At 55.2% G+C, this 14627-nt stretch carries 11 protein-coding genes and 2 pseudogenes; 7 read left to right on the forward strand and 6 right to left on the reverse strand.

Going from position 1 to position 14627, the window contains the following annotated elements:
- Window positions 1-43 precede the first annotated feature (43 nt).
- Together ACK56M_RS14460 and ACK56M_RS14465 are read left to right on the forward strand one after the other, a co-directional pair.
- On the forward strand, window positions 44-253 hold the full coding sequence (locus ACK56M_RS14460; protein ID WP_411959580.1) for a hypothetical protein: 210 nt from the start codon (window positions 44-46) through the stop codon (window positions 251-253).
- Window positions 254-1202: 949 nt separating this feature from the next.
- Window positions 1203-1628 (forward strand): hypothetical protein, encoded by a 426-nt coding sequence (locus tag ACK56M_RS14465; RefSeq protein WP_411959581.1) that lies wholly within the window; start codon window positions 1203-1205, stop codon window positions 1626-1628.
- Between the two features lie 175 nt (window positions 1629-1803).
- On the opposite strand, the pseudogene ACK56M_RS14470 reads toward ACK56M_RS14465, so the two are convergent.
- A pseudogene (locus ACK56M_RS14470) lies at window positions 1804-2293 on the reverse strand (hypothetical protein).
- 10 nt (window positions 2294-2303) lie between these two features.
- On the opposite strand from ACK56M_RS14470, the pseudogene tnpC reads away from it, so the two are divergent.
- Window positions 2304-2969, forward strand: a pseudogene (gene tnpC / locus ACK56M_RS14475) (IS66 family transposase); the annotation flags it as partial.
- Here tnpC and ACK56M_RS14480 read toward each other — a convergent pair.
- Complete coding sequence (locus ACK56M_RS14480; RefSeq protein WP_102084242.1) at window positions 2964-3527, reverse strand: isochorismatase family protein; 564 nt, start codon at window positions 3525-3527, stop codon at window positions 2964-2966. The pseudogene tnpC and the gene ACK56M_RS14480 overlap by 6 nt on opposite strands.
- A 412-nt stretch (window positions 3528-3939) precedes the next feature.
- Here ACK56M_RS14480 and ACK56M_RS14485 point away from each other — a divergent pair, with 412 nt between their 5' ends.
- On the forward strand, window positions 3940-4974 hold the full coding sequence (locus tag ACK56M_RS14485) for a DUF4238 domain-containing protein (protein ID WP_180963716.1): 1035 nt from the start codon (window positions 3940-3942) through the stop codon (window positions 4972-4974).
- Window positions 4975-5782: 808 nt separating this feature from the next.
- Here ACK56M_RS14485 and ACK56M_RS14490 read toward each other — a convergent pair.
- The 3 genes from ACK56M_RS14490 to ACK56M_RS14500 form a co-directional block, all read right to left on the reverse strand.
- The gene (locus ACK56M_RS14490; protein ID WP_058178368.1) at window positions 5783-6763 is read right to left on the reverse strand and encodes an IS5-like element ISPpu18 family transposase; all 981 of its coding nucleotides are present in this window, start codon (window positions 6761-6763) and stop codon (window positions 5783-5785) included.
- Between the two features lie 54 nt (window positions 6764-6817).
- Window positions 6818-7459, reverse strand: coding sequence for an HAD family hydrolase (locus ACK56M_RS14495; protein ID WP_411959582.1), 642 nt, complete (start codon window positions 7457-7459; stop codon window positions 6818-6820).
- A gap of 132 nt (window positions 7460-7591) precedes the next feature.
- Window positions 7592-7771: a hypothetical protein gene (locus tag ACK56M_RS14500; protein ID WP_102084029.1), complete on the reverse strand. Its 180-nt coding sequence runs from the start codon at window positions 7769-7771 to the stop codon at window positions 7592-7594.
- A gap of 465 nt (window positions 7772-8236) precedes the next feature.
- On the opposite strand from ACK56M_RS14500, the gene ACK56M_RS14505 reads away from it, so the two are divergent.
- Window positions 8237-12580 carry an NACHT domain-containing protein gene (locus ACK56M_RS14505; protein ID WP_241523238.1) on the forward strand — a complete coding sequence of 1448 codons (4344 nt, stop codon included), beginning with the start codon at window positions 8237-8239 and terminating at the stop codon, window positions 12578-12580.
- Window positions 12581-12583: 3 nt separating this feature from the next.
- Window positions 12584-12958 carry a hypothetical protein gene (locus ACK56M_RS14510; RefSeq protein WP_102084027.1) on the forward strand — a complete coding sequence of 125 codons (375 nt, stop codon included), beginning with the start codon at window positions 12584-12586 and terminating at the stop codon, window positions 12956-12958.
- A gap of 39 nt (window positions 12959-12997) precedes the next feature.
- Here the strand turns inward: ACK56M_RS14510 and ACK56M_RS14515 are convergent, their stop codons facing one another.
- Window positions 12998-13465, reverse strand: coding sequence for a helix-turn-helix domain-containing protein (locus ACK56M_RS14515; RefSeq protein ID WP_102084026.1), 468 nt, complete (start codon window positions 13463-13465; stop codon window positions 12998-13000).
- Between the two features lie 376 nt (window positions 13466-13841).
- Between ACK56M_RS14515 and ACK56M_RS14520 the strand changes: the two genes are divergently transcribed.
- The gene (locus ACK56M_RS14520) at window positions 13842-14279 is read left to right on the forward strand and encodes a hypothetical protein (protein WP_241523237.1); all 438 of its coding nucleotides are present in this window, start codon (window positions 13842-13844) and stop codon (window positions 14277-14279) included.
- Window positions 14280-14627 lie beyond the last annotated feature (348 nt).

The following is a 14627-nucleotide window of genomic DNA, read 5'->3' on the forward strand; positions in this document are numbered from 1 at the left end:
GGCATGGCATCGCGTGGGATAGCTATGGTGAAAGGGAGAGATCGTGAAAAGAGATCTGAGCAAGGTACTCATGCCTGACCACCCCCTGTACACCGAGGCTGTGGAAGCACTCAAGCTGTACCACCAAGCCCAGGCTAAAGGGGTAGTCGAAACGGAGCCGGAGCGGCTCAAGCTGTTGGCCGAGCATCGCTTCCAGGCGGTCACCGACTACCAGTTGCACGCCCTAGGCGGGCCCACAGAGACAGGTCATTAACAGACGGCCTGCATCAGGCCGATACCCTGCATGCAAGGTGTGGAGATTTGCCATGTACGTGACCAGTGATTTTTATCGATGCTTACCAGCCGTTTGCATTCGACGTGACCAGCCACTTGCAATCGTTATGACCAATCGCCCACATGGCTTAGAGGCGCAAGCAGCACTTTACGGTTGACTGCTAACGACCCATTGCGGACATTCGAGAATAACGGATTTAGTAAGGTCAACACGCACTCTGTGGGAGCGGGTTTACCCGCGAAGCAGGCGGCGCGGTGGATCGCACCGGCTGTGCCGGTGGATGCTCTCGCCCATGGCAGCACAGTGGCTTACAGAACTGGCAGGTAAAAGAAAGCCCACCGAGGCGGGCAAGGTCTATCATGTAGGGATAGTCTTAGGCTGCCTCGGTGAGCGTGAAAATTTGGTGAATGGGATGTCTGCAAAATATTAGGTATTTGGATACCCCCCTTTGAGGTCGGCGTAGGGACTGATGCGGCGCAGGGCGTGCTCATGTTTCAGGGAGGGCAACTGACACGGTGCTTGGCATTAGAAAAATCGGTTCCAAGACTATTTCGGCGACCCTTCTAGAATGAGGCCTGTAGGCGCGCCGTTTCGATTTCATTTTGGAACTGATAAAGTGCTTCAAGCCGCATCAGTGGGGTTTTCTTGGATCGGATTGCAAATCCGTCTACGCTGGTTCGATTCCGACCTCGGCCTCCATTATTCGAAAGCCCCGCAGATTAATGTCTGCGGTTTTCTATTGCGCCCAAGAAAGCAGAAGTGTTTCGCAACTCATCCTGCTTTGTCGGACTCACCACTTGGGCAACTCGACGGATGACCGCTGATGCATCGCTGTCCAGCTGCTGTACCAGCGCATCCTGCTAACCGCGGAACGGGCACGGCAAGCGATCGTTAGCGATCCCTGTTTCCTTTTCAAGAGGCTTGGTCAATGGATGAAGAACTGTGGGGCTTTCACCTGTTCGGCGCGAACTTTGCCAGTGATGAAGAAGCAGAGTCATACGCCTTCGAGCAATGGGAGCCAGAACCTCCCGAAGCTGCCTCCGATACTGAATATAGTGACTGGGAAGAGCGCAACCCAACCTGGCGAATGGCTGACGAGCTTGAATTCCACATGGATTCTGACTTTGTGGAACTGCTAGGTGGCCTCGATCGCGTCGTTTCTCAGATAAGCAGCCCGGCTGAGCGGGCCGATGTCATGGCCAAGGGGGCGCCGTTCTCTCATTTCATCATGATTGGCACGAATCGGGAGGCCATCTGGCACGACCGTCGCTCGCTTTCATCTCAAGTCGAGCCCGTAACGCGCTTGCCGGAAAGTACTGCCACTATCACCTACTTGGGGAAGTACAACTGCTGACCCGCTCCCACAGGCCCCGCGCCGGCCTAGAAAAATCAGCAAGAGCTGTACTCTCGCCATGGCAGCTTTGGGTCGTTAGCTGCCAATCGTGGCTGGCTGCGTTCGCCCCTCAGTCATACTTGCGACTGGTCAGTTGGAGTGCAAGCGGCTGGTTACGTCGAATGCAAACGAGTTTTCACAGGGTGTAAATGCGCAAGGAGCACCTGACTATCCAGCGGCCCATCATGACGAACATTCCGGCAATGATCCTGGCATCGAGAAGAGCGTGGTGAGGTAGCTCTGCCCCATCGTTTGTCGGAGACAGTGTGGTCGCATCTGTCGGACGATTTCGGACATTTTGAGGCCAGCGCCCAGCGTCGCAAGCGAGCTCGCAAAACAGCTCCCAATCGTTCTCGGGGGCATCGGTAACGATCTCGAGTTCAGCCTCGAAGGATGCTAAGAAGGTGAGCAGCGCTGCCCTAGCCTCAATGATCGGCATGGCGTACTTACCGCCCCAGAGCTGTGGCAGCACGATCTCCTTCACGAACTCGCTGCATTCCTCTTCTCGCTATGTATCCATCACTTCTACGTAGAATTCCGTGCCATCCTGGCCAACCTGAGCGAGAGAGATCAGCTTCGCCTGTGCGATGAGCTGAGTGGAATTCGCAGTCCAGGAAGAGCTTCATAATTGAATTTCCGTCATGCCTAGGCGAACATGCGCGCAACTTCCTGGGCACCTGGAACGGCAAGTTGGTCTGCGATGACTTCGTGGGCTACAAAGCCGGTTTTGAGCAAGGCATCACTGAAATCGGCTGCATGGCTCATGCTCGCCGCAATTTCTTCGACCTGCATGTCGCGAACAAAAGTCAGCTGGCCGAACAGGCGCTGCACTCGATTGGCGCTTTGTACGAGGTTGAACGCGAGACTCGGGATATGAGCAACGAAGACCGTTGGCGAATACGTCAGGAAATGGCGGTACCGATCAGCAAAACACTGCATGACTGGATGTTGGCCCAGCGCGATCTGGTGCCCAACGGATCAGCCACGGCCAAAGCCCTTGATTACAGCCTGAAACGCTGGGTAGCGCTGACGCGCTACCTGGATGATGGGGCTGTGCCCATCGACAACAACCAGAACCAGATCCGACCCTGGGCGCTGGGCCGCTCGAACTGGTTATTTGCCGGATCGCTGCGCAGTGGCAAACGGGCGGCGGCGATCATGAGTCTGATCCATTCAGCGCGCATGAATGGGCACGATCCGTACGCCTATCTCAAGGACGTTCTGATGCGGCTGCCGACCCAGCGGGCCAGTGAAATCGGGCACTTGCTACCGCATCAGTGGGGGCCTGCCGCTGTTTCATAGGCAGAGGTGTGCGACCACATCATCTGATGACATGACTTGGGCATATTCAGTGCCCAGTATGGCCAAGGTCAGCTCATAAACGGTTGAGGCATCCCAACACGTTCCTTGCGGCCCGATTACGGGTACAGCAGTCGTGGCATCCGCAGGAAGAATAATTTCGTACCCAAGCGCTTTCCCGGCTCGAATAGTGGCATCCATGCTGTTATGAACCACAACGCCGGTCAAAACAATGCGTTTTACTTTCATGCTTTTGAGAATGGCATCCAATTGGGTTCCTATGAATGCGCAGTTCTCATGCTTGATGATGACAATCTCGCCCGCTACTGGAGCCACTTCTTTCTTGATCCCATTCCAGGGGCCATGAACGTGATAGCTGGAGTTGAGATTCTCTTCATCATGCTTTACATGAAGAACAGGCCAGCCTTTTGTTCGCCAGTGCCGCAGAAGGCGTTGAATTACGGACAAATAGCCAGGGTGGCTTTTACCGTTCCAAACAGGCTGATCGATAGCATCCTGAACATCGAGGATAACCAGGGGGATGCTAGGCGTATCCTTCATGTGGGGTCGTCTCCTTACGATGGACGCTTAGTGTGCTGCAACGTCTTCCAGCCAACAAGCAGCGCAGTCTCGCTAGGGTGCCGGTGCTGACAAAGAGGCCACTAAGGACGGGCTGGATCCGGCCCAGCTCACGCAAGGTGAGTTGGGCGGACGCTTACCGATAAGCAACCATGCGCATGCGTTGCGAGAGAACTTTGCTTGGTGCCTGGCAGCCTTGATCGCGTGAAGCATGGAGCGCCCTTGGTTGAAGTTGAGTGGCCATGCAAACGCGTTTTCGGCGATCCGCGCTGCAGGGCGGACAGTAACGCAAGGCAATGGCCTAGCGTTAGCTCAATGGCAAGGTTTACGGCCATAGCGACAGCCCGCTATGGTTGGCTGGCACAACGTCTAGCAGGGGTGAGCAGTGTCCGGAGTGAGACAACATTTCATACCGCGTTTTTTGCAGAAGGGATTTCGCATCCCCTCGAACGGCAAGATTGTCCGCTCCTGGGTGTATGAGCATGATCGGCCACCACGTACGGCGAACATCGCTGATGTAGGGCTAGAGCGCTATTTCTATGCCGTCGACACGGAGACCGAGCTCGACGACAAAATCACTGAGGCTGAACAGCATGTCTACGCGCCTCTCGTTGAGAGGCTTCGGGAAGGATGTGTAGATGCAGGTGATGCCAGCCTCATAGCAGAAATGCTGGCGCATTTCGAGGTGCGTAGTAGGCATGTCAGAGAGAACATGGGTGGGCTATTAAAAGACTGCACCAGCCAAATCATGTTGCAACTTGCGGATCCTCACACCTTGGCCTTGCTTCTCGAAAAGCACCTTACCCCTGGGTCAGAAATGCTGGACAGGGCGCTGGCGGAGCAAGGAATCACGTACGAACAGCTGCAGATCATCCTTCGTCTCAATCAAACAAGACTCCAAGATGTTCTTCGACCTCTAATTGAAGCTATTGCTGCCCAGATCAGCAATGCGCTGCCAGCATTCCTTCCCCAGATCACAGGGATTGTGAAGCAAGGCCACGTGAAAATTTTGACGGATGCGGTTTCACCGTCCGCGCGAGCAGTCCATTTGGCGCGCTTGAAGTATTCGGTCAAAACCTTTGAAGCAGGCAATCTACCCCTAGGCGATTCGATCGTGCTTTTCCACGTCAAAGGGGAAAGGGCCTTCAAGTCATTCCTCGATAAGGGAGACGAGGTGCTACACGTCGTGCTTCCGTTGTCATCGAATCAATATCTACTAGGTGTTGCGACGGGCGCCCGAGCGGATTTGAGCTATGACTTGCCGGAGCAGATAGCCCGTTGCTCGATGAGATACTTCATCTCCTGCAGCGATCAAATGACAGAACTACAGGATAAGATCGGCACTAATGCACACTGGCTCTTGCAGGCGGAAACTCAGTCCATAATTGACAGTGTCGTCGGAGAGTTGCTGCCCAACTCGCTCATCTGAATCTTAGACAGTCAGTCTCCGGCAAGCGGAGCGCGCAGGCGTGAGGATCGAAACCCGAAGGGCCAAGACGAATGTGAAGCGGGCGGCTTGGTTCACAAGAGCCGACCCAACGGGCACGCCCGGGAAAGCTAGAACCGTCTACCGGGTAAGCTCAAGCCGACTTACCGGCTTACCGCACCGAGTCAGGACGAACGTATGGCCTTGCTCAACGAGCTTGAGCAAGCAACGAAAACGCCTGCGCGCCTGGCTAATGCTAATCATGTATTCCATACAAACCTCTTAGCCCAACAACCGTCGAAGGAGTCCTGCGATCTGTGTATTGTCATGCCTAGCCGAAGGCCATGGACGTTCTGTGGAAGCTTGAGGATCTTAGATTTCATAGGGCAGGGTGCGTATCTGGTACGGTTTCCGGTATGCAGAAAACCTGTCTATTTTCCGCCTCATGCGGTTGCCAGTCGAGGGAAATTGCCTCTCTGAAACACCTCGCGCAATGCCCCAAAAAGGAACATTAATGGCGTTTTTATGGGTTAATGAACCCAAACGGGGACACTATGGCTGGCGCTGAGCTGGCAATAGAGTGAGGAAGCGTAAGGCCGGCTTATGGGAAGGAAAACCGTAAAGGGCGGTAGTCGACAGTATCCTTAGCCGGTCACTCTACCTAAGGAAGGTCTGAAGTAGCCCTGTATTTCCGGTCGACTTCAGCCCTCGCTGCTTTTGAAAGCGGGCCGTCGATCAAATTCGACCAGGTAACCCGCTCAGTTCTCCGTTTTTGGCCGCCGCGAGCACCTCGCAGCAGCCATTTTCCGCATTACAGGTGCACCTTTCCTGCGGTAGTCAGCAAATGTCGGCGCGCCATCCATAGGTTCGACAGCGCGAACAGCGTCACCAGCTGAGCGGTGTTCTTGGCCAGGCCACGGAAGCGCACCTTCACGTAACCGAACTGGCGCTTGATCACTCGAAACGGGTGCTCGACCTTCGCTCGCACTTGTGCCTTGGCCTTCTCGATCTTGCGCTTGGCTTTGTACAGGGCGCTGCGTTTATCGAGCTTCTTGTAGGTGCTGCGGCGTGCTGCGACCTGCCAGATCACTTCGCGGCCAGCATGTTCGGGGCGCTTTTCGACGCCGGTGTAGCCGGCATCGGCGCAGACGACGTTCTCGTCACCGTGCAGCAGTTTTTCGACCTGGGTGATATCCGCCACGTTGGCTGCCGTGCCTACCACGCTGTGTACCAGCCCCGACTCATCATCCACGCCGATGTGCGCCTTCATGCCAAAGTAATACTGGTTCCCTTTCTTGCTCTGGTGCATTTCCGGGTCGCGCTTGCCGTCCTGGTTCTTGGTCGAGCTGGGCGCGTGGATCAGTGTGGCATCGACGATAGTGCCCTGGCGCAGCGACAGGCCGCGATCCCCCAGGTAGCCATTGATTACGCCGAGGATGCCGGCTGCCAGCTCATGTTTCTCCAGCAAGCGACGGAACTTGAGGATGGTGGTTTCGTCGGGAATACGCTCGAGGCTCAGCCCGGCGAACTGACGCAGGATGGTCGTCTCGTAGAGCGCTTCTTCCATGGCCGGGTCGCTGTAGCCGAACCAGTTCTGCATCAGATGGATACGTAACATGGCCATCAGCGGATAGGCTGGACGACCACCTTCACCCTTTGGGTAGTGTGGCTCGATCAGGGCAATCAATCCCTTCCACGGCACCACCTGATCCATCTCGATCAGGAACAATTCCTTACGGGTCTGCTTGCGCTTGCCGGCGTACTCGGCGTCGGCGAAGGTCATCTGCTTCATGGAAAAACTCGGCTGGCGGGATCGGCGTATTTCACCAGATTCAGGAAGTCTTTTTCAGACCTTCCCTAAGAGCTGATCCAAAGCATTGTAGTCTGGACAGGGGTGGAAATTTGTCTGACCCGAAAACTTGCTAAAGTCGGCGTCTCCATAGCCCGCCACTAGGCAACCGGCGAGCAATCCAGCCTCGACACCAGACAAGCTGTCCTCTACAACCAGGCACTTGTCAGTTGGGAGCCCCAATGACTCCGCTGCATGCAGCATGATTTTTGGATCGGGCTTCCACGCTTGCACCTCATATGCACTGATGATGGTGTTCTCGAAGGCCGAGTAGAGGCCAACGGATTTGAGGCAAGTCTCGATCTTGATGCGAGGGCCGTTGGAGGCCACGCAGGCAGGGATCCTAAGAGACTCGACAAACTCGATTGCACCCGGCATGGGTTCCAGGCGTCCCTCGAACAATGGGAGGCTACGTGTGCGAAATCCAACAGTGAGTGTCTCAGGCGAAAGCGCAGGGTAGAGGTCGCACAGACCATCTACGAAGCTCTGGAATTGGACGCCCCGAAATCGAAGGAGCACATCGGCAGGTGTCATCTCAACATCCTGCTCTCCGAGCAATTGGCTCAGAAGCTGTGCTGCGAGGCGCTCACTGTCTACCAGGGTGCCGTCACAGTCGAAAATAATGCCTTGGATGTTCATAGGAATTTCTCTAGTTCCTCATGCGCTAGGTTACCGAGTGGCTAGGCACTCCGGATGCCCAAGCGTTCGCACAACCAAGCTAGTGACGAGTATTCGTACATTTTGCGCCGGCGCAAACAGCGCCTGGTTGCTTCAATGCTGAGTATTTTGCTGGCGCGAGCGCTGAAACCGAGTCACTGCAATCTGGACAACGGCTGCCACAACGCACAACAGGCCTACTTTCCAGCTGCCCTGTACGCCGAAGTGCTCAGCTGCCTTCCCCGCGATGATCACGCTAAGAAAGATGGCGGCGGGAAGGATTAATTTACTCATCAGGTGTTCCAGGTGAAAAAAAGCATCAGCTGTGAGTAGTCTCAGAGACCACGAAAAAGCTAGCCTAACCGATTCGCGCAGGTCGATGCATGCCCACTGAACCCAGACTCCAGGTACGGAAGGCGATATGGAGCGAAAAAAACGGGAACCACTTCTACCTGATCATCCGTTGTATCAGCAGGCCATCGAGGCCATGAAACGATACGATCAAGCCAAAGCTGATGGGAGGCCTGAAGCTGAGGTGGAGCGCCTCCGCCTGGAGGCCGAATACGCATTTCAATCAGTCACCGACTACCAACTTGAAGCGCTCGGTGGTTGGTCTCCGACACGCCACTAGCGTACCTACGGTACCAAGGAAAGCGCGTTGCCCCTATCGCAGGTGTAGTTGAGTCGACCAAGTTGGCGCTTACGGAGCTTAGTAGCACAACTGCGGAGGGCACCGATGCTGGCGCCAATTCAGGTAGGATGGCAGAGCCTCTGCAGCCCAGTTCGGGACTGCACCTGACCTGCTTGAGATCCACCTATGAACGGGCACTCGGACGCATTCAACTCAATCGTACCTTCTCGAAAATCGTTCTGGATGCAGACGTCAGCGACGACGCAGACCTGAATGCTAGGCACAGCAGAGCAGGAAATCTCCTTTGGCCTGACCTTTTAACTCATCACCGTGTGATTCTGCTATCCGAGGCAGGCTCAGGTAAGACCGAGGAGATTAGCAATGTCGCTCGCCAGCTCCGAAGCGATGGAAAGCCGGCATTCTTTCTGCGGATAGAGCACGTCAAAGACTTCTTCGAAGGCGCTTTCGAAGTGGGCACGCATGATGAATTCATTAGCTGGTGCACCTCAGGAACAGAGGGGTGGATCCTTCTGGATTCAGTTGATGAAGCGAAGCTGCGGAGCCCGCTCGACTTCGAGCTGGCCATACGAAAGATTGGCCTGTTCGCAAGGAAGGCTGGAGACAACGCTCACATCGTTATCACCAGCAGGCTATCTGCCTGGCGTCCCAAAACTGATCTTGCACTGTGCCGAAGAGAGTTTCCGTTCGCGACAAGCTCCGATGAGCCAGCAGAAAGCACAGACGCCGCAAGTCCCTTCATGCTTGTCACCCTGGACGACATCCAGGGGGAGCAAATTGACACGTTCTTGAGAGCTAAGGGCGTTGAGGACGTGGATAGCTTCAAAGCTGCTATTGAGCGAACCGAAGCGAGTTCACTCACAACCCGTCCGTTGGATTTCCTCGAGCTTGTCCTCTTCTGGAAGTCTCAGGGAAAGATTGGATCTCGCTACGAGCTGATGCGCAGCAGCATTGAGCGACGGCTCCAAGAGCACGATCCGAATAGATCACATGCCAAGCCGATAGCTCCAAACAAGCTCCGCCGCGGTGCCAGACTGGTCGCCTTGGCTACTACGTTGGCCCAAACATCCGCTATTCGAATACCTGATGGAAACCGAAACACCCGAGGGATGCCGTTAGATGGAGTTCTCGGCGATTGGACTGAGACTGAATGCGAAGCGCTGCTCAGCCGGCCTATTTTCGATGAAGGCATCTATGGCACTACGCGCTTTCACCATCGCTCCGTCCGGGAGTACCTCACTGCGGAGTGGCTACACCATCAACTCCTGAACGAAGCCTCTCGCGTCAAAATCGAAGGCCTATTTTTCAAGACCCAGTATGGCCGTGAGGTCATAGAACCAACGATGCGACCTGTGTTGCCGTGGCTCGCCTTGCTTGATGAGCGCACTCGAGATCGAGCTATCCGTATCGCTCCAGAGATTTTCTTCGAGGACGGTGATCCCAGACATCTCCCGAGCGACCGGAGGCGCGTAATTCTTCAGCGAGTGTGTAAGGCGCTGGCCCGACCCGCACATGATTGGACAGTCACTGAGCACTCGGCTGTGCAGTTGTTCGCGCACACCGATCTCGCGGCAGTCATAAAAGAGCTGCTTGCCGAATACTGCGAGCACAGCCACATCGTTGCATTCCTGCTTGAAATGGTTGCCCAGGCCAAGATGGATGCCCTAGTCCCCGATGCCCGGGAATACGCCCTTAACATCAGGAACGCGCGCGTCAAGGTGGCTGCGATCCGCGCTGTCAGAGTGGCAGGCTCTGCTGACGACATCGCCAGCCTGAGAATTGAAATGCTGGCGCGAACCACCAAGTTCGGGCGTGACTGGTTAACAGAACTCATCGAAGACATGCCGATGGATGAGGTATGGATCCAGTGGCTTTTAGACTCTCTGGCACGCTCCGTTCGTAAGCCCAGCTACAGCAGCGGCGATGAGCTGGCTTTCGCGATCTCCGACATCGTAGACGCATGCCCAACACAGCATCTCCATTTATTGCTTGAGGGATTCGATGAGCTGTTTGACAAGGCTCCCGCAATTGATCGCGGCTACTGCGAGATCTCTAAACGCTTTTCCTGGTTGGCAGAGCCTGCCGCCCAGGCCGCGCTGCGCCTCCTGAAGACCAAGGATGCAAAAGCTATGGAGCCGCGCGTCCTTTCTGTTCTGCGAAAGCTTTCTCGCCTAGACAGCTACAACGACCTTGCCGACAGGAGTGCGATCACTGAGGTAAGGGAAGTCGTGCCGACGTGGCCGGAAATGGATCATCAGCTGTTCTGGCATGATGTCATCGAAACGCGCAGAAGCGCGGAGAAGGCGATTGCCGACACGTGGGGTCTCGGCGGTTTCCGGCATCTTTGGACATACAACCCCCAGAATTTCGAGCGCGCTTGCGCTGACATTACCCAGAAGACAGAACTCGATGACCAACTCATGGCATTGAGTCTTGTGTTTCACATCTACCAGGAGGCCGGTCGTCCAGGTTCATGGCCCGAGCAACTCGAAAACGCGTGCAATGGCCGTCCGGAACTCTGCTCAAAACTGGAGTTCCTGAGTAAACCTCAGCCCAACGAGATGACCAGGTTTGAGCGTCGTCAAGCGGAGCTGAAGGAGAAGCAGGAACGTCAAGCAGCCGAGGAGCAAGAGGAGTGGGGGGCCTGGAAGGAGCATTTGGCCGGAAATCTTACAAGCTTACTTGGCTCCGCCACACTAGGCGCTATCACCAATGCCCAACATACCCTCGATCTTCATATGCGCTCACTGACCACAGGTACGGGCAAGAAGTCACAGGGTGATTGGACGTCCCTCATTTCAGAGTTTGGAGAGCCGATCGCCAAGGCATTTAGGGAAAGCGCCACCAGATTCTGGAGGACTGCCCCTCAGAAATTGCCAAGCGAAGGAGGGCACGCCCTTGTACTATCAGCGACTACATCGCTCGGTCTAACGGGGCTCGCGATAGAGGCCAAAGAGCTCCCAAGCCTCTTTTCTCAGATGACAGTCGCTGAGGCTGATGTCGCAGCGCGTTTTGGCTTGCTCGATCCCTACAGCTTTCCGACCTGGCTATCGAGCCTGTTCTCTTACCATTCTGATGTCGTTGCGAGACTCGCTCTCCAGGAAATTGAAAGCGAACTTAGTGCTGCTCCAAGTGATTCGCGCCACCACTGCATACTGGGGAAGGTACGAAGGGGCGGTGCCTGGATGTTCGACCATATCGCCCCGTCATTGATCTCACGACTGGAGAAACCAGTCACAAGCGTCACGGGCCTGCAGCTGGCGCTGAGCATCTTGAACGATTCGTCCATTGCTGATGACTCGATTTCGAGGTTGGCCAGTGTAATGTCCCTCCCTAGTAGCGAGCCCGAGATAGCGGCCACCTGGTTTGCTGCTTGGATCGGGACGCAGCCAGACGTTGCAATCCCAGCTCTAGCGCAACACCTTGAAGCAATGACATTCGACGAGGACAAGACGAGGCTCGTGATGCTCTGCTTGACGGTTATCGCAGGTAACCGCAACGGAAGCCGCTGCCGCCAACAGTACAAAGCCCCTCACCATGCTGCGGAGTTGTATCTACTAGCGAGCAAGCACCTTAGGGTTGAAGACGACATCAATCGCTTAGGCAAGGGCGTCTATTCACCTGGTCTGCGCGATGACGCTCAGGACGCAAGAAATGGACTTTTGAACATCATTCGGGACACCCCTGGCCACGAGGCTTTCCTCGCGCTTGAGAAGATTGCCCGAGAGCATCCTGTACAACGCCTTCGAGCATGGAGCGCGTTCTACAGCGAGCAACGAGCTACAGCTGATTCAAAATCTACGCCTTGGGAGCCAGCGGATGTTGTCGACTTCCAGAACCGGCTTGAAAAGATACCGGCTAGCCACCGCGAGCTGTGGAGCCTTGCAATTGACCGCCTTCACGATTTGAAGCACGACCTTGAGAATGGTGACTCAAGCATTGCAGAACTCCTGCTACTAGCTAATCAAGAGAATACGCTTCGAAAGCACATCGGAAACTGGTGCAGGGATCGCGCAGGAGGCCGCTACGTCATGTTGCAAGAAGAGCAGCTCGCTGACGACAAGCGTCCGGACTTCAGACTTCAAAGCAGCCGATTTGATGGGCCGGTACCCATTGAGCTGAAGCTCGCTGACAAATGGCCTGGGCCGCGCTTGTTCGAGCGTCTTGAGAATCAGCTAGCTGGTGACTACCTGCGAGACACACGCTCTAGCTGTGGAATTTTCCTCGTGCTCAATCAAGGAAGCAGAGAAACCTGGGAGACCCCAAGGGGCCGACTTACCTTTGCCGACCTAGTCATTGCACTGCAGGAGGAATGGCAATCCCTAGCCCCTAAATATCCTGGCGTTTCTGATATCAAGGTAATGGGTATAGACCTTACCATTCGAGGAGGGAAGGCAGCAGCCAAAGCCATCAAAGCCAACCAGGTGAAAGCTGAGCAGAGCGAGAAGGAGTAAACCATGGCCGATCTAGTTGAAGGAGAGCGTCAATTGCGACGACTGCTCTGGGCTCTGTCCGCTCTCCATCCTGGCGATCCCAAAGCAAAAGCTGTTCTCCAGGAGCTGCATGCAGTTGAGGGAGGTTTGGATGACGTCCATCAGTCCTGTAGATATCTCCTCAGCCTCGTCAATACGACGACTCATTCTTCAGGGAGGAAGATCGTTGATGAGCTGACCATTCCCACGCCGTGGAGGGAGCGGTTTGACCAAGCAAGCGTAGGTTCTACTCGCTTAGCGGCGGGCCCGTATCTGGACGACCTGGAGAAATTCGTCGATGAATGGGAGCTCGAGATGAAACGTCTTAAGGCGCATCGAGAAGCGCTCCGCCGAAGCTAAGTCTCTACCCTCAGTCATCCAACATGCCCTGCTGGGGGCTTAGGTATTCCACCATTTCTGAACTGTGCTTCGAGCAATGCCCAGTTTCTCGGCGATTGCCTTTTTATCCAAACCTTCAGATTTCAACTTGTGGATTGCCTGAGCGTTCTGCGGCTGCTTCGGCTTACCTTGCGACCGCTTAATGAGTTCACCATCCACGAATTGGCCTCTGACCAAATCCCATCCACCAGCACCTTCAAACTCTCGGATCTGAGAGGCCGCTCGTTGCAGTGCAGCAGAAGGGGACTCGTCGCACTTCGCCGCTACGACAAGGCTGACAACGGACAGTAAATCTAGCTGCAGGGCACTGGCAATCTCATCCAGCTTCTCAAGGGTCGGGTTCGCACGACCTTGCTCGAGCATCCCTACGTAGGTTCTGTGCGTAGCATCCGCGAGATCATCGTAGTCGAAACCTCTGTGAGCTCGAGCACCCCGTAAAGCACCGGCTAGCGCCTCCTTGAATAGCATGATTGCACCTGCAAAAGGCAGGATAGAGCCATGGCTTGCGTGTTTCGATAAACAGATCATGGTGATATTATCGTGAAATGGCGAGATTTACGGCCATACATGCCTCGCCACAGATCTAAGCCGCATGGGGCACCGCGGCCTCCTTGGAGACGTGTGACACCGCACAGAGCGTACGTGTTGAACGCTTGAGTAAGCTTGATCAGTGGGTTGGCCACCAGCGTCCAGAACCCAGTTCGCAACAGAGCACTAAGGGAGCGTTGTGATTAAATTTGACTGTACGAAGGTTTCCGGGAAAGTCGACTACGTCAGGGTAGTCAATCAAATGTCGAAGGGCGTGAAGGCCAACGTGAGCCTAGACGGGCACGTAATACCCAACATGCAGATGGAAACTGATTTTTTCGAAGAGTTGGACTCAGGTGACCAGGTTACCCTGTACACGATCTTCAAAAATTCGAAGCACCGAGATAAAAATTTTGGAGTCTTGTATGGCTTCAAGAAAAGCGACGGAAAGAAGGCGTTTGCAACGAATTATCGGTGGCAGGTGCCACTAACCCTAGCGGTCTACGCTGTCATTGCCTTCTGCGCGGCCTTCGTGATCGGATGGCCAGTCACTGTTGCTCTGCTGCGCTTTTCAGGCTTGTTCATGCCTTCAATAGCAGAGGTCACGACAATTGCCTTGGTTGAGGCCAGCTTGGCAGGAGGATTTTTCCTTTGGGGAGCGTGGAAAATGATCAACTGCACCGCTGATCCCGAAGCATGGAAGACTATGGATCCAGCATCGTTATCCGGACGCTTCAGCAAGCTTTACAAATAGCTGTATGGAGGAGGGCGGGTTTATCCGACGCGACCCTTCTCACAAGGCATGAACCGCAAGGCGCCCCTCCCTTTAATCCCGCGGCGATCGTAGGTTAGCGTTAAACCGTTCCTGAGCGACCACAGGTGACGAGAATGCAAGCATATCGTGAGGAGGATTGGATCTAACCAGGAGGTGGTGCCCTGACACATCTGTCATGTAAGGGCACCCATAGCGGCAAGCGGAGCGCGCAGGCCAATGGCCGGAGGCGTGAGGATGGAAGCCCAGCGGGCCGCGACGCCGGCGTGCCGGTGGCGCGGTTCACGACAGCCGACCCCAGAGGGGCACGCTAAAATCTCTGTCAGCGCA

The sequence above is a fragment of the Pseudomonas sp. s4 genome (assembly GCF_046764235.1).
In the GTDB taxonomy this organism is placed as follows: Bacteria; Pseudomonadota; Gammaproteobacteria; order Pseudomonadales; family Pseudomonadaceae; genus Aquipseudomonas; species Aquipseudomonas asiatica.

Excerpts from the sequence above, each read along its gene's own strand:
- ACK56M_RS14510 (WP_102084027.1), top strand. The coding sequence starts at position 12,584 with ATGGCCGATCTAGTTGAAGGAGAGCGTCAATTGCGACGACTGCTCTGG.
- ACK56M_RS14495 (WP_411959582.1), bottom strand. The coding sequence starts at position 7,459 with ATGAACATCCAAGGCATTATTTTCGACTGTGACGGCACCCTGGTAGAC.
- ACK56M_RS14490 (WP_058178368.1), bottom strand. The coding sequence starts at position 6,763 with ATGAAGCAGATGACCTTCGCCGACGCCGAGTACGCCGGCAAGCGCAAG.
- ACK56M_RS14505 (WP_241523238.1), top strand. The coding sequence starts at position 8,237 with ATGGCAGAGCCTCTGCAGCCCAGTTCGGGACTGCACCTGACCTGCTTG.
- ACK56M_RS14480 (WP_102084242.1), bottom strand. The coding sequence starts at position 3,527 with ATGAAGGATACGCCTAGCATCCCCCTGGTTATCCTCGATGTTCAGGAT.
- ACK56M_RS14520 (WP_241523237.1), top strand. The coding sequence starts at position 13,842 with ATGCAGATGGAAACTGATTTTTTCGAAGAGTTGGACTCAGGTGACCAG.
- ACK56M_RS14500 (WP_102084029.1), bottom strand. The coding sequence starts at position 7,771 with ATGAGTAAATTAATCCTTCCCGCCGCCATCTTTCTTAGCGTGATCATC.
- ACK56M_RS14465 (WP_411959581.1), top strand. The coding sequence starts at position 1,203 with ATGGATGAAGAACTGTGGGGCTTTCACCTGTTCGGCGCGAACTTTGCC.
- ACK56M_RS14515 (WP_102084026.1), bottom strand. The coding sequence starts at position 13,465 with ATGCTATTCAAGGAGGCGCTAGCCGGTGCTTTACGGGGTGCTCGAGCT.